Annotated in this window: 16 protein-coding genes; 8 read left to right on the forward strand and 8 right to left on the reverse strand. The window is 71.2% G+C overall.

The features are described 5' to 3' along the window. The first annotated feature begins 15 nt into the window (after positions 1 to 15). The 8 genes from ACZ37P_RS33585 to ACZ37P_RS33620 all read left to right on the forward strand — a co-directional run bounded on the left by ACZ37P_RS33585 (position 16) and on the right by ACZ37P_RS33620 (position 8,139). On the forward strand, positions 16 to 1,410 hold the full coding sequence (locus tag ACZ37P_RS33585) for a VWA domain-containing protein (RefSeq protein WP_467350177.1): 1,395 nt from the start codon (positions 16 to 18) through the stop codon (positions 1,408 to 1,410). A gap of 138 nt (positions 1,411 to 1,548) precedes the next feature. Further along, positions 1,549 to 1,866 carry an EthD domain-containing protein gene (locus ACZ37P_RS33590; protein ID WP_467350179.1) on the forward strand — a complete coding sequence of 106 codons (318 nt, stop codon included), beginning with the start codon at positions 1,549 to 1,551 and terminating at the stop codon, positions 1,864 to 1,866. A gap of 16 nt (positions 1,867 to 1,882) precedes the next feature. Continuing rightward, complete coding sequence (locus tag ACZ37P_RS33595; protein ID WP_467350181.1) at positions 1,883 to 3,043, forward strand: ABC transporter substrate-binding protein; 1,161 nt, start codon at positions 1,883 to 1,885, stop codon at positions 3,041 to 3,043. Between the two features lie 151 nt (positions 3,044 to 3,194). Further along, a complete protein-coding gene (locus ACZ37P_RS33600) occupies positions 3,195 to 4,067 on the forward strand; it encodes a branched-chain amino acid ABC transporter permease (protein WP_467350183.1) in 873 nt (290 codons plus the stop codon). Next, on the forward strand, positions 4,054 to 5,082 hold the full coding sequence (locus tag ACZ37P_RS33605; RefSeq protein ID WP_467350185.1) for a branched-chain amino acid ABC transporter permease: 1,029 nt from the start codon (positions 4,054 to 4,056) through the stop codon (positions 5,080 to 5,082). The genes ACZ37P_RS33600 and ACZ37P_RS33605 overlap by 14 nt, the downstream gene beginning before the upstream one ends. Next, complete coding sequence (locus ACZ37P_RS33610) at positions 5,075 to 5,839, forward strand: ABC transporter ATP-binding protein (RefSeq protein ID WP_467350187.1); 765 nt, start codon at positions 5,075 to 5,077, stop codon at positions 5,837 to 5,839. The genes ACZ37P_RS33605 and ACZ37P_RS33610 overlap by 8 nt, the downstream gene beginning before the upstream one ends. Continuing rightward, positions 5,832 to 6,656: an ABC transporter ATP-binding protein gene (locus ACZ37P_RS33615; protein WP_467350188.1), complete on the forward strand. Its 825-nt coding sequence runs from the start codon at positions 5,832 to 5,834 to the stop codon at positions 6,654 to 6,656. The genes ACZ37P_RS33610 and ACZ37P_RS33615 overlap by 8 nt, the downstream gene beginning before the upstream one ends. Next, a complete protein-coding gene (locus tag ACZ37P_RS33620; RefSeq protein ID WP_467350190.1) occupies positions 6,649 to 8,139 on the forward strand; it encodes a carboxyl transferase domain-containing protein in 1,491 nt (496 codons plus the stop codon). The genes ACZ37P_RS33615 and ACZ37P_RS33620 overlap by 8 nt, the downstream gene beginning before the upstream one ends. A gap of 34 nt (positions 8,140 to 8,173) precedes the next feature. Here ACZ37P_RS33620 and ACZ37P_RS33625 read toward each other — a convergent pair whose 3' ends face one another. The 8 genes from ACZ37P_RS33625 to ACZ37P_RS33660 all read right to left on the reverse strand — a co-directional run bounded on the left by ACZ37P_RS33625 (position 8,174) and on the right by ACZ37P_RS33660 (position 21,480). Next, positions 8,174 to 8,344 (reverse strand): hypothetical protein, encoded by a 171-nt coding sequence (locus tag ACZ37P_RS33625; RefSeq protein ID WP_467350191.1) that lies wholly within the window; start codon positions 8,342 to 8,344, stop codon positions 8,174 to 8,176. Between the two features lie 252 nt (positions 8,345 to 8,596). Further along, positions 8,597 to 9,832 (reverse strand): epoxide hydrolase family protein, encoded by a 1,236-nt coding sequence (locus tag ACZ37P_RS33630; RefSeq protein ID WP_467350193.1) that lies wholly within the window; start codon positions 9,830 to 9,832, stop codon positions 8,597 to 8,599. Between the two features lie 143 nt (positions 9,833 to 9,975). Then, complete coding sequence (locus ACZ37P_RS33635; RefSeq protein WP_467350195.1) at positions 9,976 to 11,517, reverse strand: glycoside hydrolase family 88 protein; 1,542 nt, start codon at positions 11,515 to 11,517, stop codon at positions 9,976 to 9,978. 71 nt (positions 11,518 to 11,588) lie between these two features. Then, positions 11,589 to 13,982 carry a polysaccharide lyase 8 family protein gene (locus ACZ37P_RS33640; protein ID WP_467350196.1) on the reverse strand — a complete coding sequence of 798 codons (2,394 nt, stop codon included), beginning with the start codon at positions 13,980 to 13,982 and terminating at the stop codon, positions 11,589 to 11,591. A gap of 300 nt (positions 13,983 to 14,282) precedes the next feature. Further along, the gene (locus ACZ37P_RS33645; protein WP_467350198.1) at positions 14,283 to 15,572 is read right to left on the reverse strand and encodes an SGNH/GDSL hydrolase family protein; all 1,290 of its coding nucleotides are present in this window, start codon (positions 15,570 to 15,572) and stop codon (positions 14,283 to 14,285) included. 185 nt (positions 15,573 to 15,757) lie between these two features. Beyond that, positions 15,758 to 16,270 (reverse strand): peptide-methionine (S)-S-oxide reductase MsrA, encoded by a 513-nt coding sequence (gene msrA / locus ACZ37P_RS33650; protein WP_355343668.1) that lies wholly within the window; start codon positions 16,268 to 16,270, stop codon positions 15,758 to 15,760. Between the two features lie 215 nt (positions 16,271 to 16,485). After that, positions 16,486 to 17,295, reverse strand: a complete 810-nt coding sequence (locus ACZ37P_RS33655) for a phosphatase (RefSeq protein ID WP_467350200.1) — start codon at positions 17,293 to 17,295, stop codon at positions 16,486 to 16,488. Between the two features lie 93 nt (positions 17,296 to 17,388). Further along, positions 17,389 to 21,480, reverse strand: coding sequence for a discoidin domain-containing protein (locus ACZ37P_RS33660; protein WP_467350201.1), 4,092 nt, complete (start codon positions 21,478 to 21,480; stop codon positions 17,389 to 17,391). Positions 21,481 to 21,887 lie beyond the last annotated feature (407 nt).

Here is a 21,887-nt window from a genome sequence, read left to right on the forward strand (position 1 = left end):
GGGGAGGTACGGCCGATGCTGAACGTGCTGGAAGGACTGGTCCGCGAACTGCGGGCGACCGGCATCGCGGTCGCGATGTCGGAGCACGTGGACGCGGCCCGCACCCTCGCGGAGGTCGACCTGCTCGACCGCGAGGCGGTGCGCGCGGCCCTGCGGACCGCGCTGATCAAGGACTTCGCACACGACGCGACCTTCGACCTGGTCTTCGACGTGTACTTCTCCGACCGGCCGGAGTCGGCCGGGCCGCGCGGCGCGGGGTCGGACGGTGCGTCCGGCGGCGAATCGGACGCGCTCGGCTCGCTGGACGACGAGGCGCTGCGGGCGGCGCTGGTCTCGGCCGTGCGGCGTACGGACGGTGTCCTGCTGCGGCTGATCGTCCGCCAATTCGTCGTACGGCACGCCGGTTTCGAGCCGGGACGGCCGGTCGCGGGCACGCTCTACCAGCTCCGTACGATGCGGGCGATCGGCACCGACGCGCTGCTCGTCGCACTGACCGGCGCCGATTCCGAGGCGATGCGCGACGGGCCGACCGGGGCGCTCGACAGGCGGCTGTCGCACGAGCGGGCCGAGGAAGGCGTGCAGCGGGTGCAGCGCGAGGCCGAGGCCGAGATCCGGCGCCGGCTGGTGGCCGACCGGGGCGCCGACGCGGTGGCGGCGACGCTGCGCGAGCCGCTGCCGGACGACATGCGGTTCCTCCAGGCGTCGCAGCGTGACGCGGCGACGTTGCGGGTGGTGGTGCAGCCCCTGGCTCGCAAGCTCGCGGCGCGGCTCCAGTCCAAACGCCGGCGGCGGTCGCGCGGGGTGCTGGACTTCCGCCGGACGATCCGGGGCTCGATGTCGACCGGCGGCGTCGCGGTGGACCCGGTGTTCCGGCCGCGCCGCCCGGCCAAGCCGCAACTGGTCGTCCTGGCCGACATCTCGGGTTCTGTCGCGGCCTTCGCCACTTTCACGCTGCAACTGGCGTACGCGCTGCGGACCGAATTCGCGGCGGTACGGTCCTTCGTGTTCGTCGACGGCGTGGACGAGGTGACCGACGTGTTCGCCGCCGCCCAGGACATCGCGGCGGCGACCCGGGAGATCAACACCAGGGCGAGCGGGGTCTGGCTGGACGGCAGGTCGGACTACGGGCACGCGCTCGAGGCGTTCCGCGACACGGTCGCCGGGCAGCTGAGCAACCGCAGCACGGTACTGATTCTGGGCGACGCGCGATCGAACTATCACGAGCCGCGCGCCGAGGCGCTGGCCGCGGTGGCCGCGCGCGCGGGGCATGTGTACTGGCTGAATCCGGAGCCCAAGGCGGCCTGGGACAGCGGGGATTCGGTGATCGGCGCGTACGCGCCGTCCTGCGAGCGCGTCGTGGAGTGCGGGTCCATCAGGCAGCTTCGGGGCTTCGTCGAGTCCCTGGAGTGACGGATGGGGCGGGCACGGGAGCAAGGCGCGGGCCACGGGCGGTGGCCGGAAAGTGTCCCTGCGCGCGAACCCTTGACGTGGCGTCGATCCAGCCCTTAACTACCCGTTGATACATATCGAACTATCGCGGAGGTTCTGATGTCCCGCACCGTGATGCTCGCCTGGTCCAGTCCGCGGCCGGGTTCCGAGGACGTTTTCCAGCGCTGGTACGACGAGGTGCACATCCCTCAGGTCCGCGCGCTGCTACCGGTGACCGGGGTTCGCAGGTACCGGCTGGCGCTCGCCGACGACGACGCCCGCTGCCTGGCCGTCTACGAACTCGGTGAAGGCATCGATCCGGCCGGCGCGGCGGCCCTGCTCGGCGAGGCCACCACGACGGGGAAGCTCGACATGACCGAGTCCATGGACGTCACGGGCAATCCCCCGCAGGTTCAGTTCCTGACGTCCATCGACTGACGCCGAAGGAGTCCTCATGAAGAACTCACTGGGCCGGTCCGCCGTCGCCGCACTGCTCGGCCTGTCCGCCGTCGCCTGCGCGCCCGGCGGAGGCAGCGTCTCCTCCGGCTCCAACGGCCCGATCCGGATCGCGTATCTGGGCATCCTCAGTGGGCCCAACGCCGTCAAGGGGTCGACGGACGCCCTGAAGCTGGCGATCAGCCAGATCAACGCGAACGGCGGCATCGAGGGCCGCAAGGTCGAGTTCAAGACCTTCGACACCGACATCACCCCCGAGGGCGCGCGCCGGGCCACCAGCCTCGCCATCAAGTACCACCCCGTCGCCCTGATCGGCTACGGCGTCTCCTCCGGCCTCAAGGCGTCCATCCTCACCATCAAGGGCGCGGGCATCCCGGTCATCCACGGCACTCTGGGTTCGCTGACCTCCGCCAAGAACCTCAAGTACGACCGGGCGTTCCGGCTGGGCCCGACGACGACGCAGTACGCCGAGGCAGCCAACAACTATCTGATCGACGAACTGGGCGTGAAGTCGATCCTGATGGTGCACACCGAGGACGCCGCCCCGACCGAGGGCGCGGAGAAGGTCGTCGACAACGCGCGGAGCAAGGGCGTCAAGACGACCCAGCGGTCGGTCCCGCCGTCGGTCACCGATCTGACCGAGCCGGTACTGGCCGCCCGCAAGGCCGGTGCGATCTGGGAGTGGGGATACGCCACCACCGACGCGCTGATCGTCAAGCAGGCCGCCCAGAACAACGTCGACGTGCCGATCATGACCTTCACCGTCGGTTCGGCGATCGTCAACGGGCTGCTGCCCAAGTCCCTGGCCACCGAGCGCGTCCTCAACGTCTCCAACTGCGGGGCGAGCGTGCTCGGCACGAAGGCGTCCGAGCGGTTCGTCGCCGACTACACCAAGGCGTACGGCAGGACGCCCGCGGACTATCTGGTGCCGGGCAACTTCGACGCGGTGTACCTGCTCAAGAACGCCATCGAGAAGGCCGGTTCCACCGACGGCGGCAAGATCGCCGACGAGCTGCGGACCACCGCGTACGACGGCGTGTGCGGCTCCCTGAAGGCCGACGACAAGAACAATCTCTTCCAGAACGTCCCGGTGCTGTCGTGGGCCGGCGGCACGCCCACCCTGGCCAAGCTGGAGACCCGCCTCCCCACGGACTTCTGAACGGCCCGCGGCTCACGGCCCGCCCGCGTTCCGCATCGCCTCGTCCGCTCTCACCCCCGCGTCCCCGAACTGTCCCGCATCCCCGCACAGTCCAGCGACCCGGCCACGGGCTGATCTGGAACCGCCTCTCACGAATCGGGAAGTCAGCTCGATGGATAGATTCGTCTCGATCCTGTCCAGCGGCATCGCCCAAGGCGCGATCTACGCGCTGATCGCACTCGGCATCGTCCTGCTGCAGAACGCCACCGGGGTGGTGAACTTCGCCCAGGGCGACCTCATGACCCTCGGCGCCTACGTCGGCTTCTGGCTGGTCGGCATGCACGGCTTCGGCCAACTGCCGATGTTCCTGCTGATGCTGGTCCTGCTGTTCGCGGCGGGCGTGGTGCTCGAACGCGTCGGCTACGCGCCGATCAGGAACCGAAGTCCGCTCACCATCGTCATCTCGACCTTCGCGCTGGGCCTCGCCATCAGGTCCGCGATCATCCTGTGGCAGGGCACCGACCCGCGCAATCTCGTGTCGCCGTTCGGCACGAAGACGGTCGACGTGTTCGGTGCCAGCATCCCGCGACAGGCCTTCCTCACCGTGGGGGTGACCGTCCTGGTCGGCGCCGGCCTCTACCTGATGTTCCAGCGGTCGTCGGTCGGCCGCCAGGTCAGGGCGCTCGCCGCCGACCGCGAGGCGGCGCTGCTCCAGGGCATCAGGGTCAAGCGCCTGTCCCCCGTGATCTTCGGGCTTTCGGCCGCGCTCGCCGGACTCGCGGGTGTGCTCATCGGCCCGACGATCTCGGTCACTCCGACGCTCGGCTTCGGTCTGCTGCTGAGCGCCTTCGCGGCCGTCGTCCTCGGCGGCGAGCGGCTGGGAGGCACGGCCACGGCCGCCCTGTTCATCGCGGTGGCCCAGGCGTTGCTCGGCGGCTATCTCTCGCCCGACTTCACCGACGCCTACCCGTTCCTGATCCTGGTCGCCGTGCTCGCGGTCCGACCCCAAGGCCTGGTGAGGATGGTGTCCGGTGTCCGGTACTGATGTCAGACAGGCGCCCCTGCTCCCCGATCAGGACCGACTCTCGGCCGCGCTGAGATTCGCGCCCCCGGTCTTCCGCGGGCGTCAGTTCCCGACCCTTGCCGCGGTCGTGGTGCTCGGGCTGATCGCGCCGTACGTCTACGGCGGGGACGAGTACAGCGACGGCATCATGAACACCACCATGATCTACGCGATCATGACGCTGGGCTTCTTCTGGTGCTTCTCGCTCGGCGGCTCCTTCACCTTCGCCACCTACGGCGTCTACGCGACCGGCGCCTACGTGTCGATCTGGGTGGCCAACCACGCGGGCGGATTCTGGTCGGGGCTGGTCGGCGCGACCTTCGCCTGCGCCGCGCTCGGCGCGCTGATGCGGATCGTCTTCGCCCGTTGTTCGATGATCTTCTTCGCCATCGCGACCATGGCGTGCGGCGGGTTGCTGATCATCCTGTTCCGCCAGTGGACGAGCTTCACCGGCGGCTTCGCCGGTGTCTCCGACATCGCCGTACCGAGCTTCTTCGGCATCGAGCTGGAGTCGCAGGCCGACCGCTACTACCTGATGCTCGGTGTGCTGGCGCTGTTCCTGCTGCTCACCATCTGGTTCCTGCGCTCCCCCGCCTACCGCGATCTGCAACTCGCCCGCGACCACGGGCCGGTGGCGGCGGTCGTGGGCCTGCGGCCGAAGCTGCTGCAACTGGCGGCCTTCACCGTCGGTTCCGCGATGATGGGCACGGCCGGTTCGCTGTACGCCCACAACTCCGGCTATGTGGGTCTCGAGGCGTTCGACGTCGACGTCGCCCTGCTGGTCCTGCTGATGCTGCTGCTCGGCGGATCGCGGTCGATCTACGGACCGCTGATCGGCGCGGCGGTACTCACGTACCTGCCGGAGTATCTGCGCTCGATGCAGAAGTACTCCGACTTCGTCTACGGCCTCGCGGTGCTGCTCATCGTCGTGGCGTTCCCCAAGGGCATCGCGGGTCTGCGCGAGACGATCCAACGGAGGTGGAAGGCCCGTGCTTGAGGCCAAGGACATCGGAGTCAGATTCGGTGGCGTCATCGCCGTCGACGGGCTGTCGCTGACGGTAGAGGACCACGAGGTGGTCGGGCTGATCGGGCCCAACGGTTCCGGCAAGTCGACCTTCATCAACGCGTTGACCGGTCTGGTCAAGGCGACCGGCACGGTCAGCGTCGACGGCACCGCCGTGCGGCTCGGCCACCCGGGGCGGCTGTCCCGTTTCGGTGTCCTGCGCACCTTCCAGACCCCGCAGGTGCACGACGAACTGACCTGCCTGGAGAACGTGCTGATCGGCTTGCGGGACTGGCGGGTACGGTCGCTGCTGCCCACCTGGTTCCGCCGCCCGTCGATGATGCGGCGCGAGCACGAGCACTGGGATCTGGCGTACGAGGCACTGCGGTTCACCGGTCTGGAGAACGAGGCGACCCGGCCGGCGGGCGCCTTGTCGTACGGGCAGCGGCGCAGGCTGGAGTTCGCCCGCACCTACGCGGGAAAGCCCAGGACGCTGTTGCTGGACGAGCCCGCCGCCGGGCTCAACGACGTCGAGACCAAGGGGCTGGTCGAACTGCTGACCCGCTGGCGGGAGCAGGACGGCCCCGCGCTGCTGGTCGTGGAGCACAAGATCGACTTCCTGGAGGAGCTGTGCCACCGGATGGTCGTCCTGGAGCTCGGCCGGCAGATCGCGGAGGGCGACCCCACCGAGGTCTGGGCGAATCCGAAGGTCGTGGACGCCTACTTGGGACAGGTGACGATCGATGCTTGAGGTCAAGGACCTGCGGGTCACGTACGGGACGACCGAGGCGGTCGTCGGCGCCGATCTGAGCGTCGGCGCGGGCGAGGCGCTGGCCCTGCTCGGTGCGAACGGCGCGGGCAAGACCTCCGCCCTGCGAGCGGTGTCACGGCTGATCCCCTGCTCGGGGACCATCCGCTTCGACGGCGAGGATGTGACGAGGACCGCGCCCGAGGAACTGGCCAGACGCGGTCTGATCCACGTTCCCGAGGGGCGCCACGTCTTCGGCACGCTGACGGTGAACGACAATCTGCTGGTCGGGATGACCGCCCGCGCGAAGCGGCCCGGAGCGTTCGGCCTCGACGACGTCTACGACCTGTTCCCCGCGCTCAAACCGCTGCGCAAGCGGCTGGGCTGGGCGCTGTCCGGCGGCGAGCAGCAGATGGTGGCGATCGGGCGGGCGCTGCTGGCCTCGCCGCGGCTGTTGATGCTCGACGAGCCGTCGCTCGGCCTCGCGCCGATCGTGGTCAAGGCCGTGTACCAGGCGCTGGCCCAGGTCAAGCGGGAGATGCCGATCCTCCTGGTCGAACAGAACGCGTCGATCGGGCTGAGCGTCTGCGACAAGGGCGTGGTGCTGCTGTCCGGGCGGGTGGTGGTGGAGGGCACCGCGGCCGAACTCAATGACCGCTCCGCACTGTTGGAGTCCTATCTCGGGCACGCGGGCACCGGTGAGACCCAAACCGAGACCGACACGGAGTCGGGACCGGAGTCGGGGCAGGGGACCGGGGTGGCCGCCGAGCGGGAACCGGTCGCGGGGAAGCCCGCCGCGGAGGCGTCCGCCGATGCCTGACCCCCGTACCCGGCCCGGCGCGCTGGAACTGCTGCGCGGCATCGTCGACGACGGCTCCTTCCGCAGTTGGGACACCCCGGTGGACCGGGCGGACGCCGACGGCGACTACGCGGCGCAGCTCGACACCGCGGCGCGGCGCGCGGACACCGACGAGTCGGTCATCACCGGCGAGGGGCTGATCCGCGGTCGTCGGGTGGCGGTCGCCGCCAGCGAGTTCCGGTTCCTGGCGGGTTCGATCGGACGCGCCGCGGCGGCGCGGCTGACGTCGGCGATCGAGCGGGCGACCCGTGAGGGGCTGCCGATGCTGGCCGCCCCCGCATCGGGCGGCACCCGGATGCAGGAGGGGACCCCGGCCTTCGTACGCATGGTGACGATCTGCGGCGCCGTCATCCGCCACAAGGCGGCGGGACTGCCGTATCTGGTCTATCTGCGCGACCCGACCACCGGCGGAGTCCTCGCCTCCTGGGGATCGCTCGGTCACCTCACCATCGCGGAGCCGGGCGCCCTGCTGGGTTTCCTGGGACCGCGGGTCTACGAGGCGCTGCACGGCGAGGCGTTCCCCGAGGGGGTCCAGACGGCCGAGAATCTGTACGCCCACGGCATCGTCGACGACGTGGTGGCGCCGGAGAAGCTGCCCGAGATCCTGGACCGGGCGCTCACCATCGTGATGGCGGGACGGCCCTCCGCCGTACCGGAGCCGCGCTTCGCACCGGCTGAGCCGTCCGACGCCTGGACGTCCATCCAGCGCACCCGCAGGCCCGACCGGCCCGGCGTCCGCGCCTTCCTGGAACACGCCGCCACCGATGTGATCACCCTCAACGGCACCGGTGAGGGCGAGGCCGATCCCGGCGTGCTGCTGGCCCTGGCGCGGTTCGGCTCGGCGTCCTGCGTCGTACTCGGCCAGGACCGGCACGGGCAGAGCGAGATCGGGCCGCTCGGCCCGCGCTCGCTGCGCGTGGCGCGCCGGGGCATGCAACTCGCCAGCCAGCTCCAGCTCCCCCTGGTCAATGTCATCGACACCCCGGGCGCCGCGCTCTCGGCCGCCGCGGAAGAAGGCGGCCTCGCCGCCGAGATCGCCCGCTCGCTCGCCGACCTGCTCGCCCTGGAAGCGCCGTCGCTGACGATCCTGCTCGGCCAGGGCTGCGGCGGCGCGGCCCTGGCCATGCTGCCCGCGAACCGCGTGATCGCCGCCGAGCACGCCTGGCTCTCCCCGCTGCCGCCCGAGGGCGCCTCGGTGATCATGCACAGGACCATCGACCGGGCCGACGAGATGGCCAGACACCAGCGCGTCCGCGCCACCGACCTGCTCGCCGAGGGCATCGTGGACCGGATCGTGCCGGAACGTCCCGACGCGGCCGACGAACCCAAGGAATTCTGCCGCCGCCTCGGCCAGGTCGTCCGCCACGAACTCGGCCTCCTGGCCGCCACCCGCGAGTCCTACCGAGCCCGCCGCCTCCGCCGGTACGACCACCCGGCCGCGTGACGGATCCCGGGCTACCGGCCGCCGGGAGAAGGACTCATCCGTCCGGCGGCGCGGCGCCGACGCGGGCCGGTCCCGCGTCGGCGGATGCCGTGTGCCGGGCGGTCTGGATGACCCGGAGTACGGCGACGCTGTCACGCGGGTCGGCGGGCTTGACCCCGAAGTCGGCGTCGCCGGGGCGCAGTTCGGCCTCTCGCGGTAGGGGCACCGCCGCGAGCCGCCGACGCCGGTCGCCAGGATCTGGCCACCGGGCACGGCGGCGTTGACGACCCCGGCGTTCATCGACACCGCCAGGTCGATGAGCGGACCGGCGGAACGGTTGACCAGGGTCCAGCGGTTGGGGGTGATCAGGACGTCGAAGTGTCCGGTGCGCACATGCCGTTCGATCGTCGGGAGGTCGCCGCGGACCTCGCGGTCCGCCGCGGACGGCTCACACGGTGAGGGAGAGACCTTCCGGCGCTCAGGGCCTGCGCGTGCGGAAGGTGCCGCGGAGGTCGGTGACCCAGGCGTCGGGGTTCTCCCAGGGTATGAAGTGGCCGCCGTGGTCGTGGGCGTTCACGTTGACGTGGTGGAACCAGCGGGACTGCGGCCCCGTCTTGAACGCCTGGACGCGGTCGGCGGCGGAGTGAACGCCGGGCGGGTTCTCGTACGTCACGAAGGTGAGGCCGACCGGGGCCTCGACGGCCGGGGTGCGGTCGTGGGCGGGGGTCCAGGGGTAGCGGTTGGCGTTGGCGTAGTACCGCATCGACGTGGCGATGGAGTTGTTGACCCAGTAGATCGTGGCGTGGGTGAGCAGGTCGTCCTTGGTGAAGACGGATTCGAGGTCGCCGCCGTTGTCGCTCCAGGCGTTCCAGCGTTCGAGCAGCCAGGCGAGCAGTCCCGCGGGTGAGTCGCTCAGCCCGTGGGCCAGGGTGGCGCCGTCGAGCATGTGCGCCACCAGGTGGGTCGCCGAGCGGCGGTCCTGTTCGATGATGCGGGCGCGGATGTCGGCGGGCTGGTCGTCGGTGAGGGGCCGGTTCCGGGCGAAGTCCCAGGCGCGGGGGCCGGTGAAGAAGTCGAGGGGCAGCCCCGAGCCGATGTGGATGCCGTACAGCTCGTCGGCGTACTTGTGGCCGAGCTGGCTGGTGACGATCCCGCCGATGTCGCAGCCCCCGGCGGCGTACTTCTCGTATCCCAGGGTCCGGGTCATCAGGGTGTGCCAGAGGTCGGAGACCTTCCAGAAGTTGACGTCGGGGAAGCCGGTGAGCGGGCCGGGGAAACCGAACCCGGGCAGGGACGGCACGATCACGTCGAAGGCGTCGGCGGGGTCGCCGCCGAAGGCGGCCGGGTCGGCGAGCGGGTCGATCACCTTCGACCAGTGCCAGAACGTCCACGGCCAGCCGTGGGTGAGGATCAGCGGGATCGGGCGGGGGCCGCGCCCCGGCTTGCGCAGGAAGTGCACGGGGACACCGGAGACCTCCACCTGGTAGTGCTCGTAGGCGTTGATGGCGCGCTCGGCCGCCCGCCAGTCATAGCCGTCCTTCCAGTAGGCGACCAACTCCCGCAGATAGCTGGCCGGGACGCCGTACGACCAGTCCTCGTTCCCCTCGTCCAGCGGCGGACGGGTCAGTTCGAGACGGGTGCGCAGGTCGTCGAGGACGCGGTCGGCCACATGGATCGCGGTGGGCTCCAGCGCGATGGGGTGGGCGGTGGTCATGGCGTCGTTCCTTCACCGGGTCGAGGAGAGCGGTGCCGTCGGCCTGTCGGGCCGACGGTCGTAGCGTTCCAGAACCGGGAACGGCGCTCCACCGCCACTCCACCGCCACTCCCCCGCCGCGGATCTGCTCGCAGGAGCCGGCTTCAGCCGTTGACCTGCTCGAAGAAGTAGAGGAAGGCGCCCAGCCCGTGGAAGTCGTTCGTGGCCCGGGACCGGGCGGTGTAATACGCGTAGTCCCCGACATTGGTGCCGACCGAGATCGAGGTCAGATACGTCAGACCGTCGCTGTGCAGGGAGATCCGGTCCAATGCGCCGCGCTTTCCGGCGTCCACCGTGGCCTGGTACGTGGCGGCCGGGACGTATCCGCGCTTGATCGCGGCGTCGGCGGTCAGGGTGAACATCGCCGAGCACGACGTCTCGGTCCAGTTCCCCGCGCTGCTCCCCTTGTCCACGACCTGGAACCACCGCCCGCTGGCCGGGTCCTGGTAGGCGGCGATGCCGCGCACCAGATCGCGTACGGTCGCGGTCAACTGGGCGCGCAGCGGGTGGTCGGCCGGGATCAGGTCGAGGATCTCGGTGGCGGCGACGCCGTACCAGCCGACGGCGCGGCACCAGTATTCGGAGGACAGGCCGCTGGTCGGGTCGGACCAGGTCGCCGCCTTGGACGCGTCGTAGGCGTGCTTCAGCAGCCCGTTCGCCTGTTGCAGATGGCCGGCGTAGACCACGAGCTGCTTGGCCGCGATGTCGTAGGACTGCGCGCTGTCGCCGATGTACCTGCCGTACTGCGCCATGAAGGGGTCGGCCATGAAGGTGCCGTCGGACCAGAGCTGGTTGGCCCGGTCGGCGCTGTTGGCGTGCCAGAAGCCGCCGTCGCTCGTGGTCGGGTACCCGGCGCCGGGCAGCAGCCGGTCGTGGATCTGCTTGGCGGCCAGGCCGTACTTGGCCTCACCGGTCTCGCGGTACAGGGCGATCATCACCTGACCCGGCATCATGCTGTCCAGGCTGTTGAAGGTGATACCGATGTGCCCCGAGGCGTCCACGAAGCGGTCGGCCCACGCCTTGATGTACGCGATCAGGGCCGCCCGGCGCGCGGGGTCCGCGGTGTGCCGGGCGACCTGGTACTGCCCCATCAGGTAGAGCGCGACCGGGTAGCTCCAGCCGCCGACGGTCGCGGGGGTGTAGCGCTCCATGGTGGAGTCGACCAGTGCGTCGGCCCAGTCCGTGCTCCGCGGGTCGGAGACGGTCAGCGAGTCGAGGTTGGGCAGGCCGCCCGCCGTGGCGCCGGTCACGCGGATCGCGTTGGTTCCCGCCCGCAACGTCACCGGTATCCGGGTGACGGCCCAGGTGTTCCAGTCCGCGGTCGCGGCGAAGGCCGGTGCGGAGATCACCGTGCCGTTGACGCTGACGGTGCCCGCGCGTCCCTCCCCCGTCCCGTTCGCGGGGCGCAGGGCCAGCGCGAAGCCGCCCGCGGCCGGTGCGCTCACGCTGAACTCGACGTACGCGCCCGCCTCGTTGGCGGTGTTGACGAAGCCGGTCCCGGTGTATCCCAGGTGGTCGCGGTCCACCGTCCCGTGGAAGACGGTGGCGTTCTCCGCCTCGTAGAGCGATGACGCGGCGTGCGCCGAGCCCGACGTCACGCCGTAGCTCGCGACGAGCATGCCGATCACCACTGCTAAAGCCCTCATGCGCATGTACGACTTCCTTATCTCGCGGGCCGACGGGCCGACGGGCCGACGGGGTGCCGGGCCGACGGCTGTCAGACGGTGAAGCGTGCGACGAAGGTCTTTCCGGCCGCTCCCGCGACCGCTACGGAGAGGCGGAGGTCAGGTGTCGTGGCGAGGACCGTCACCCCGGGGTCGACGGAGGTGGCGGCCGAGACGGCGCCGTCGACGGTGACGACGACCGACCCGGTGAGCTGCTGGGTCGGGTCGCTCACGGCCACGCTGAGCGTTCCGTTCGTCCGGTGCGTGACGACCGATGCGGTCCTGTCGACCTGGATTCCGGCGGCCTTGGGCGCTCCGGCCTGCCAGACGTTGGCCATGGCCACGCCGGAGCCGGAGCGGCTGACGGCCTGCACCGCGGCGGTGTTCGAGGCGACGGTCACGTCGTTCGACGCGGCGAACGCCGAGGTCTGGGCCGAGGTGGCGGCGGGCAGTTGGATGTAGCGGTAGCTGCCCGCGGTCGGGCTCACGCCGTGGTCGACCCACATGGTGACGAACCTGCGGGTGTACGCGGCGGTGTCGTCGTAGACGCCGCGGTGGTCCATGTCGGTCCACTTGCCGGTGCGGTCCTGGCGCAGGAGGGTGACGTGGCCGCCGACCGGGAAGACATAGCCGCCGAGGTTGTCCACGAAGATCGACCGCGGCTGGACCACCGTCGGCGTGTTGCTCGGCGTGGACAGGACAACGTTGCCATCGACGTGGATGTTCGCCTGCCCGTTGGGGCCGGTGTTGCGGTTCTCGATGACCGACTCGATCGTATGGCCGTCGTCGCTGGTGATCCCGGCGCCCAGGCAGATGACGACGTCGTCGACGCAGAACCACGACTTGTGGCCCTTGAGGGTCTGGACGGCGAACGACAGCCCCATACCGGCCGCCACGTTCCCGTCCAGCAGCGCGCCGCCCGCCCAGGTGTTGGTCGAGCCGCGGTTCGCGCCGAGCGCGAGGGTCTTGGTGTCGAGCGTGACCCCGGGCAGCCGGTACTTGTCCGCGGCCGGCCAGTACCCGTTCACCCAGTGACCGGGCTGCGTGGGCAGATACAGGTACGTGGCGCCCTCGCCGGTGTACCAGCCCTGGAGGTTCTCGTTGTTCGCGGACTCGTACGGCTTGATCCGCGTGCTGTCCATCGCGATGCCGAAGGCGAACGTGGGCCGCCGGTGCACGATCCGCGCCATCGAGGTCGACACGACGGAGATGGTGGACTCCGCCGCCGCCGGGATGGCGCTGTCGGCGACGACGGCGCGGCCGAGCGCGATGGACGAGATCCGCACCTGTTCGAGCGGGGCCGCGTCGAAGGCGAAGAAGTCCTGGTAGGTGTCCGCGCCGATCCAGCCCTTGGCCTGCGACCGGACGGTGAGCGCCTGGTCGGCCGGGAAGACGCGGGCGAGTTGGAGCAGGGTGGCGGTGGTGAGGCGGCCGATACGGTGGTCCGTCTCGTAGAAGCGGGAGAGCGCCCGTCCGCGCACCATGTCCATGAACGCCCCGCGGTAGATCCACGGCCGGTAGTTCGCCTGCGTCCAGGTGTAGACGCGCTGCACCTGGTCCGTTGTCGCCGCCCACGGGGTGCCCTGCACGGTGACCAGCAGGTAGGTCAGGTACTGGAGCAGAGACACCCCGTAGGAGCCGTTGTAGGCGTAGACCGCGTGCTGGATGAAGCCGCCGTCGGGGTAGAAGCCGTCGCCGCCGGTGCTGTACGGGAAGAGGTGTGCGATCGCCGCCATGGCGCTGTCGATGACGGCCGCGTCCTGGCTCAGCGCGCCGCGCACGGTCGCGATGGCGCAGTTCCAGTTGAGGTTGGCGCCGGTGGCCGTCCCGCCGTTGACCTTGGTCGGGTCGGGCGCGTAGCGGGTGATCGCGGCCATCGCGGTCGAGATCTGGCTCGCCGAGAGGTGGCCGTACAGGGCGACGCAGGTGTCGTTGAGGGCCAGCGGTATGCCGATCTCGAAGTCCCACCAGTTGTCGTACCGCGCGGTGACGCCGTACTTGTGGGCGAGGAACCAGTCGAGCGCGGAGGTGAGGTCCGCCAGGAGCGTCGCGTTGCCCGCCAGCGACGAGCCCGGCGAGGCGTAGGCGAGGGCGAGTTGGCGCAGCCGTCCGATCACGTCGCGCTGGACGGCCGAGACGGTGGAGCTGTTCAGGTCCGCCCACAGGTAGGTGCGGGAGTTGGCGGTGTTCAGCGTCGACCACAGGCCGTTCGCCGTGTCGGCCATCGCCTGCGCGTAGGCGGAGATCACCTGGTCGGAGGCGTCGTAGCTGCCGATCAGCGTGGTGCCCCACTGGGTGCGGACCGTCGCGAAGTCCGAGGCCGTCGCCGCGGCGGCGCGGCTGGGCGCGGCGCCTGCGGTGCCGAGGAACCACGCGGGGGCCAGCGCGGCACCGGCCAGCAGGGCGGAGCGACGGGTGAGGCCGCGGGACGAGTGGTCAACGGACATGGAGCACCCTCACGGTTGGGGGGAGGACTCGGCCACGGGAGCGGCGCGGCCGATCGGGAGACGCTCGGCGCCGTGAGGGATCGTGGCTTCCGGATTCCCGGAAGTCAAGGGATAATACGTATTAGTACGGGGCTCGGCGCCGACCGCCGCGCGTCCGACGGCCAGTCAGCGACCCGTCCAGGAGGGCTTGGTGGCGTGCCGGGGCGGCCGTGCCGGAGTGCCGGGCACGGGTCGCTCAGGGCCGAGGCCGGGGACGTCCTGCCGCCGCGCGCCGTGGCCGCCGAGCCGTACGGGGACGGCTCAGCGGAACAGGTCGAGCGGAACGGCGGCGGCCATCGCGGTGTGGCCCGCGTCGTTCGGGTGCAGGCCGTCGCCGCTGCTGTACGCGGCGGCCAGCTTGTCCGGGTCGGCCGGGTCGGCGGTGACGCGGGCGAAGTCGATCACGGCGTCGTACACACCGCTGGTGCGGATCCAGTCGTTGACGGCGTTCCGCTTCTCGCCGTTGGCCTGGCTCCAGAAGCCGAAGGTGTCGTCCTTGAAGGGCATGATCGTGCCGCCGATGGCGATCAGGCCCGCGGCGTGCGCGCGCGCCGCCAACTGCCCGTGCCCGGCGATCAGTTGCTCGGCCGTCACCGTCTCGGACAGCGGCGCCACGGTGCCCGGGTGGCCGAGGTCGTTCACGCCGATCAGGGTGATGACGTACGCCGCCGCGGGCTGGGCGAGCACGTCGCGGTCGAAGCGGCGCAGGGCGCTCGGTCCGAAGTTGAGCGCGTACGCCTCGGCCGGGTCGCCCGCGGGCGGATTGGGGTCGTGCAGCAGGCGGTTGCCGGAGATGCCCGCGTTCACCACCGCGCGGTCGGCGGCCGGGCGGGCCGACCGCAGCCGCGCGGCGAGCTGGTCAGGCCAGCGCAGATCGGCGCCGACGGTGCTCTTGCCGCCGTCGGTGATCGAGTCCCCGAGCGCGACGATCGCGGACGCCTGCCGTCCGGCCCGGACGCTGACGCCGGAGACGAGATACACCGCCTGCGGCTCGGCGGTCGGCGTCACCGTCGTCGCGCCGGTGACGTTGCCCGCGGCCACGGCGTTCTTCTGGAGGGCGTACGCGTGCAGGCTGGTGGCGGCCGTACGCTCGGGCAGGTAGAGGCTCACGACCAGGTCGGCGCCGCCGGGCAGGGCCAGGTCGACGGGATCGCTGACGGCCGGGGCCCCGGCCGGGATCAGGACGGAACCGCTGCCGCCGAACGTCACCCGGCGGTCGGTGGCCGGGACGATCGCCGTGCCCCGCGTTCCCGCGCGGCGGGCGACCCGTACCTCGCCGATGGACGCGGCGCTCTCACCGAATTCGTTCGTCAGCCGTAACCGGAGCGCGGAGCCGCCGAGGCTCAGATGCAGCACATGGCGGACCGTCTGGTTCTCCAGGTGGACGACGGCGGCCGTCGGCGCGGCGTTCGGGGACCCGGCCCAACTGCCGACCCACTCGGCCCTCGGGCCACCGGGGCGCGCGTGCGCGGGCTCCGCGGAGGCGAGGGATCCGGCGCCGGCCGCCGCCGCGGAGGCGGCGCCCGCGAGCAGCAGAGCCCTTCGCCCCACGGCGCGCCTCGGCGTCCCGCCCGACGGTGAACCCGACATCTGGCCTCCCCGGATACGAGTCGCCGCGCGCACTGTATGTGCCACGGTCCGACGCTATCAATGGGGCGTCGGACGGCCGGCGGGGAAAGGCCGGATGCCGTAACCAGCGGCGCCGGGCTTGCTGAGTTTGCTGGGCGTGCCGGGCGTCAGTCCTTGGTACGGGCGGGCAGGCGCCAGCCGGGGCGTACGTAGTGGCAGGTGTAGCCGTCGGGGTAGCGCTCCAGGTAGTCCTGGTGCTCGGGCTCGGCCTCCCAGAAGGTACCGGCGGGCGACACCTCGGTGACGACCTTGCCTGGCCACAGGCCGGAGGCGTCGACGTCGGCGATCGTGTCCTCGGCGACGCGCTTTTGCTCGTCGTCCTCGTAGAAGATGGCCGACCGGTAGCTGAGGCCCATGTCGTTGCCCTGGCGGTTCTTCGTGCTCGGGTCGTGGATCTGGAAGAAGAACTCCAGCAGCGCCCGGTAGTCGGTCCGCTCCGGGTCGTAGGTGATCTCGATCGACTCGGCGTGGGTGCCGTGGTTGCGGTACGTGGGGTTCGGCACGTCGCCGCCCGCGTATCCGACCCGGGTGTCTGTCACGCCGGGCAGGCGTCGGATCAGGTCCTGCATGCCCCAGAAGCATCCGCCGGCGAGGACGGCCTTCTGTGTCTGAGCGGTCATCTCAGTCCTCCTCGTGTTCCTTGGCGGTAACACACGGCGGACGCCCCGTGTTCCGGGGCGTCCGCGGCGGTCTCTGCGGTGCTTCGGGCACCCACGGGAAGCCTACTGGCCGTGGGCGGCCGGTGGGTCCCGCCGGGGCGACGCGGCTGCGTTCCGCGGGGGCGTACGGGGCGGGGCGCGGTCGTACCGGCGCGTCGTACGGGCTCGCGCGGGCCTCAGGCGGTGAGCCCGGCCTCCGACAGCAGATAGGCGGTCATCGGCTCGTACGCCTGCGGGTCCACCACGTGGTCGTCGAGCGGGACGGTCACCGCGATGGTGCCCTCCGCCTCGCCGAGGAAGAGCGCCGGATCGTTGCAGTCGGCGAAGGCGACGGTCCTGATCCCGCGCTGGCCCGCGCGGCCCGCCCAGCCGTGGTCGGCCACCACCAGGTCGGGCAGCGGCTCGCCCGCGGCGGTCAGCGCGTCGAGAATGGCCGACATCGGCTGCGGCGCGTGGGTGTGCCACAGGGTGGCACCGTCCTCCAGCACGGCGACGCTGCCGAACTGACGGACGTCGCCGTAGGAGTCGTCGTCGCCCTCGGTGGTGGACAGGCCCTTGGGAATGGCGACGACGGTGGCCCCGGCCGCGCGCAGCGCCCGCGCGATGGCCTGGTGCACATCGAGCAGCCCGCCGGGGTGCCCGGTGGCGACCAGCACCCGCCACCGCTGCCGGGCCGCCTCCCGCAGGACGGCCGCCATCCGGTCGAGTCCTTCCACGGTGAGCCGCGCGTCGATGGTGTCCTGACCCTGGAGGTGTCCGGGGTCGGCCACCACGCCGACGCGCTCGGCCATCACGGCCAGCACCGTCTCCTCGGTCCACCGCTCCCCCAGCTCCAGTCCCAGCCAGAAGCGCCGGTTCCCCTTCGCCAGCTCGCTGTAGTGGCGCAGATTCCCCTGCCGCGGGGTGGCGACGTCCCCGGCGATGCGGGTCCGTCGCAGATGGTCGATCAGCTCGTCACGCGAAAAACGTATATCCACCGAATCCATGCCCCCATTCTCCGTGTCCCCCGCCGTCCGCCGACGGCGGGGGTAGGACTGACCTGCGGATTCCCCCGCCGCCGCCCGCCTCGCGTCCCGGGGTCAGGGGCGGGTGAGGGTGGTGGGGGTGGTGTAGGACTCGGCGCGCAGGGCGGGGCGGGAGGAGGGGAGGGCGGCGGCGGGGAAGGTCAGGGTGAGGGTGCGGGACTCGCCGGGCAGCAGCCAGAGGTAGTTGTCGCTGTAGAGGGTGGGCAGGACGCGCTCGCCGGTGTGGTCGTCGAGGAGCGACAGCCGGACCATGGCGGCGACGGCGGAGCCGCGGTTGCGGACGGTGGCGGTGAGGTTGCGGCGGGCGCCGGAGTGGGAGAGGCGGCCGAGGTCGGTGGACAGGCGGGTCTGCTTGGCCTTGTTCAGGGCCCGCATGTCCTTGGTGTCGCGGTAGCGCCAGTAGGTGTTCTCGGACAGCACGCGGCCGAGCGGGTCCTCCAGGCGGAGCCGGAGCAGGTGGAAGGACGGCAGGGTGTCCATCCGGTCGGCGGTGAAGGCGGTGACCGACGACGACGGCGCGATGTTCACCAACTTGCGCTGTTCCGGGACGAGCCGGCGGCCGTCGAGGTCGTAGTAGTTGGCCGTCACCCGGGCGCCGGTGACCGTGTGCGGGGTGTGGTTGACGGCGATGACCTGCCACTTGTCGGGGTCGGCCTGGACGTGCAGCGCCTCGCACGCCTTGCGGGCCCCGTAATAGGTGCCGTTGACGTCGAAGTCGTAGTCGTAGGTCTGCCACACCGTGCTGTGCCACGCCGGGTGGGACATCCACAGCATCAGGCCGCTGGCGTCCTTCCACAGGTTGGCGTTCCACGCCTCGAACATGGCGCGGGTGTTCTCGTAGTTGACGAACTGCGCCTTGCGCGCGAAGTCGTCGAGGCCGGTGGCGGTGTCGAGGCGGGCCTCGATGGCGGCCTGGTAGTTCTGCGGCGCCTGATTCCCGCGTGTGCTCCAGTCGTGGTAGTACCAGGCCGCGCCGACCGGCCACTCCGGCTCGTCGCCGACGAGATTGCGCATGCTGGCGGCCGTGGACACCACCGGCATGCCGATCTCGGTGTGGAAGCCGAAGCTGCCGCTGCCGTACGTGGACGGCGCGTAGTAACGGGCGGGCTCCACCCATCCGTAGGGGCCGCCGCCGGTGATGATGCCGCCCGCGGAGTTGTTCTGGTACATCACGCCGGGCGCCTCGGAGGTGACGGCGTCGCGCATGCCGGTGTCGATCGCGGCGGGCGGATTGCCCTCGTTGGCCCCGCACCACACGACGACGCTGGGGTGGACGCGGTAGCGCCGTACGGTGTCGCGCGCCAGGTCGTTGTACGCCTGGTGGTCCGGCGGGTCCATGCCCCACGCGTTGGGGAAGTCGTTCCACACCAGCAGGCCGTGCTCGTCGCAACTGGCGAAGAACTCCTCGCGGTTGCTGCTGGCCACCCAGTTGCGGATCATCGTGAAGTTCATGTCGCGGTGCATCCGCACGGCGGCGTCCATCCGCGCGGCGGGCATCCGGCGCAGCAGTTCGTCCCAGCCCCAGTTGCCGCCGCGGCAGAAGACCCGGACGCCGTTGACGCTGATCTTCAGCGGTTCGGGCGTGTTGTCGACGGACTTCACGTCCGTCCAGGTCTTCGCGTCGGCGGACACCTGGATCGTGTACGTCTTCGGGTAGGCCGCTTCCCACACGATGACGACGCGGTCGAAGCTCTGGGCCGAGCCGAGGTCGACCTGGATCCACTGGTTGTCCAGATACTCCGACGACCAGCGGGAGTTCGGGTCGCCGTCGGTGGCGTGGGACGCCGGGCTGCCGGAGTCCTCGGAGGAGGCGCTCGCGGTCTTGTGGAGCGCGAGGTCGGTGCCGGGCCTGGCGCTGTCGACCACGGAGAGCGTCCACAGCGAGTTGCCCCAACTGGTCGCGCGGGCACCGCCGTTGATCCGAACGTAGCGGGCGGTCACCGCGCTGAAGTCCTCGGTCTGGAGGCTGGCGTCGCCGCCGTTGAAGGGCAGCGGGACCGCGGAGTTGTCGACGGACTTCGCGTCGGTCCAGGCCGAGCCGTCGGCCGAGACCTGGACCACGTACGTGCGCGCGTACGCCTGTTCCCACGTCAGGTCGACGCGGTCGAAGGCGACTTGGGCGCCGAGGTCGACCTGGACCCACTGGTCGTCCTCGAAGGACGAGGACCAGCGGGTGCCCTGGTCGCCGTCGGTGACATTGCCCGGCTGGTGGTCGTCCTCGTCGACCGACGAGGCGGTGGCCGTCTTGCGCAGCGCGAGGTCGGTGCCGGGCGCGGCGCTGTTGACCACCGACAGGCTCCACAGCGACGAGCCCCAGGCGGTGGCGCGGGTCAGGCAGCGCACCCGTACGTACCGCGCGGTCCGCGCCCCGAGGTCGACGGACTGCGTGTACGCGTCGCCGCCGGCGGTGAAGGGCAGCGGCACGGCGAATTCGTAGCCGAACTGCCGGATGCCGAACCGGGTGGTGCGCCGGTCGCTGGTGCGGCCGTCGACGGTCGCGGTCAGCGTCAGGTCGTGCAGGGCGGCCTCGCCGTAACCGTTGGGCCACCACAGCTTGGGGTTGCGCAGCCGCAGTTTGCCGTACACGGACGGGGTGAAGGTGACGTCCTTGCCGCCGCCCGCGGGCACGGTGACCGTCTGGGTCACCGTGACGTCGTCGAAGGCGGCGGTGACGGTGACGCGCCGCTCGGTGGTGTCGGCGTTGCGCACGGGGACGACGATCGTCACCTCCGCGCTGCGGGTGTCGGGCAGGTCGGGCAGAACGGTGTCGACGCGGGGGTCGCCGATGACGGCGTGGCCGGTGGAGCGCAGCCGTACGTGGTTCCAGATCCCGGAGACGCGGTCGCGTACGGCGGGCATCCAGTCCCAGCCGGAAGAGGCCAGGTAGGTGGGCGAGTTGCGGTTCATCATGGTGGCGCCCGCGTCCACGAAGGCCAGTCCGGCCGCCCCCTTGTCGCCGGGGCTGCCGGGGAACGGCATCGGGGTGATCTTCACGGCGAGGGCCTGTTCGCCGCGGGCGGTGAGCAGCGCCGTCACGTCGTGGGCGGAGCGGGCGAAGGGGTAGGTCAGGCCGCCGACCCGCTTGCCGTTCAGCCAGATGTCCGCGGTGTGGTTGACGCCGTCGAACTCCAGCCAGATGTGGCGGCCCGAGCCGGTCGTCAGGTTACGGGGCAGCTCGAAGCCGCGCCGGTACCACCACGAGTGGCGGGACAGCGCCTCGGGGATGTGCAGGTTGTTCAGGCCGGACACGGGGTCGGGCAGATGGCCCTGTTCGACCAGTGAGGCCAGGACCGTGCCGGGCACGGTCGCGGGCAGCCAGCGGCTGGTGTCCACCGACGGGCGGGACAGGTCGGCGCCCTCGCCGCCCGCCCAGTCGTCCATGGTCAGCGTCCAGCCGGACTCCAGCGGCACGGTGCCGTCGGCGGCGGTCTTCAGCGCGGGGGCGTGGTGGTGATGGGTGCCCCAGTCGGTCCAGCCGGTGGCGGCGGGGCGGTGGGCGCGCGAAGTGCCGTACACCGCGAAGCCGTTGAGGCCCAGCGGGTTGGCGTTGGAGCGCTTGCGCACGGTCAGCCGCACCCAGCGCGCGGTGACCTTGCGGTCCAGCGCGATGTCCACGACGCCGCCGGTGCCCGAGGTGGTCCGGTACACGGTGGTCCAGGCGTGCTGGTCGCGCGAGGTCTCGATGACGAAGTCCACCGCGCAGCTCGACAGGATCTCCTGCCCTGTGGTGCTGTCGCGCGGATTGCCGCTGTCGGAGGGGGTGAAGACCGGGTCGTTGACCGTGGCCTCGAAGGTCAGTTTCACGGAGTCGACCTCGCAGTCCGCCTGGAGGTCGACACAGATCCACTGCGGGTCGCCCGCCGCGGCCCGCCAGCCGGTGCCGCGTACGCCGACGGTGCCGATCCCGTCGACCGCGAATTCGCCGGGCGTGGGGGCGTAGTCCGTGGACGACACGGTGATCGGGCGGTAGGCGGCGAGTTCGGCCCGCGCGGCGGCGGTCCCCGACGGCGCCGCGGGCCCGGCGGCGGGGGCCGGGGTGGTAGCGGAGGCAGCCGTGGGAAAGGCGGTGCCCAGGCCGAAGCCCGCCAGGAGGGTGGAGCCGGTGGCGACGATCCTTCGCCGGGAAAGGTGCGGCTGATCCGACATGTCCAAAAAGTCCAATCCCACGTGAGCCGACGGAACGATCGGCCCGGCTCTCAACTCGGATGACAACGTTGCCATAGGCTGTAATCCCTACCGGCTTCTGTCAAGACCTGCCGCGATGTCCGAATCTCCGACACGGATGGAAAAGGGGGTGAGCGGCGAGCGAGGGACCGTTGTCGAGCGATGCCGACACGCGACGTCAGCTGGCCTTTCCGCCCCCGGAGGGGCGGCGCCGCCCGTGCGTACCGGCCGCCCGCGAACGGCACGCCTTCGTGCGGATTCGCGGGAGCCGCCGCCCCTCCCCGCGCGGGGGGGGGGGGGGGGGGGGGGGGGGGGGGGGGGGGGGGGGGGGGGGGGGGGGGGGCGGGGGGGGGGGGGGGGGGGGGGGTGGGGGGGGGGGGGGAGAGGGG

It is taken from the genome of Streptomyces sp. NPDC024632, from assembly GCF_055559175.1.

What these genes read in the sequence shown, in the direction of transcription:
- ACZ37P_RS33600 (WP_467350183.1), top strand. Translation starts at nt 3,195, where the DNA reads ATGGATAGATTCGTCTCGATCCTGTCCAGCGGCATCGCCCAAGGCGCG.
- ACZ37P_RS33585 (WP_467350177.1), top strand. Translation starts at nt 16, where the DNA reads ATGCTGAACGTGCTGGAAGGACTGGTCCGCGAACTGCGGGCGACCGGC.
- ACZ37P_RS33640 (WP_467350196.1), bottom strand. Translation starts at nt 13,982, where the DNA reads ATGTCCGTTGACCACTCGTCCCGCGGCCTCACCCGTCGCTCCGCCCTG.
- ACZ37P_RS33590 (WP_467350179.1), top strand. Translation starts at nt 1,549, where the DNA reads ATGTCCCGCACCGTGATGCTCGCCTGGTCCAGTCCGCGGCCGGGTTCC.
- ACZ37P_RS33660 (WP_467350201.1), bottom strand. Translation starts at nt 21,480, where the DNA reads ATGTCGGATCAGCCGCACCTTTCCCGGCGAAGGATCGTCGCCACCGGC.
- ACZ37P_RS33635 (WP_467350195.1), bottom strand. Translation starts at nt 11,517, where the DNA reads ATGAGGGCTTTAGCAGTGGTGATCGGCATGCTCGTCGCGAGCTACGGC.
- ACZ37P_RS33615 (WP_467350188.1), top strand. Translation starts at nt 5,832, where the DNA reads ATGCTTGAGGTCAAGGACCTGCGGGTCACGTACGGGACGACCGAGGCG.
- ACZ37P_RS33655 (WP_467350200.1), bottom strand. Translation starts at nt 17,295, where the DNA reads ATGGATTCGGTGGATATACGTTTTTCGCGTGACGAGCTGATCGACCAT.
- ACZ37P_RS33595 (WP_467350181.1), top strand. Translation starts at nt 1,883, where the DNA reads ATGAAGAACTCACTGGGCCGGTCCGCCGTCGCCGCACTGCTCGGCCTG.
- msrA (WP_355343668.1), bottom strand. Translation starts at nt 16,270, where the DNA reads ATGACCGCTCAGACACAGAAGGCCGTCCTCGCCGGCGGATGCTTCTGG.
- ACZ37P_RS33630 (WP_467350193.1), bottom strand. Translation starts at nt 9,832, where the DNA reads ATGACCACCGCCCACCCCATCGCGCTGGAGCCCACCGCGATCCATGTG.
- ACZ37P_RS33620 (WP_467350190.1), top strand. Translation starts at nt 6,649, where the DNA reads ATGCCTGACCCCCGTACCCGGCCCGGCGCGCTGGAACTGCTGCGCGGC.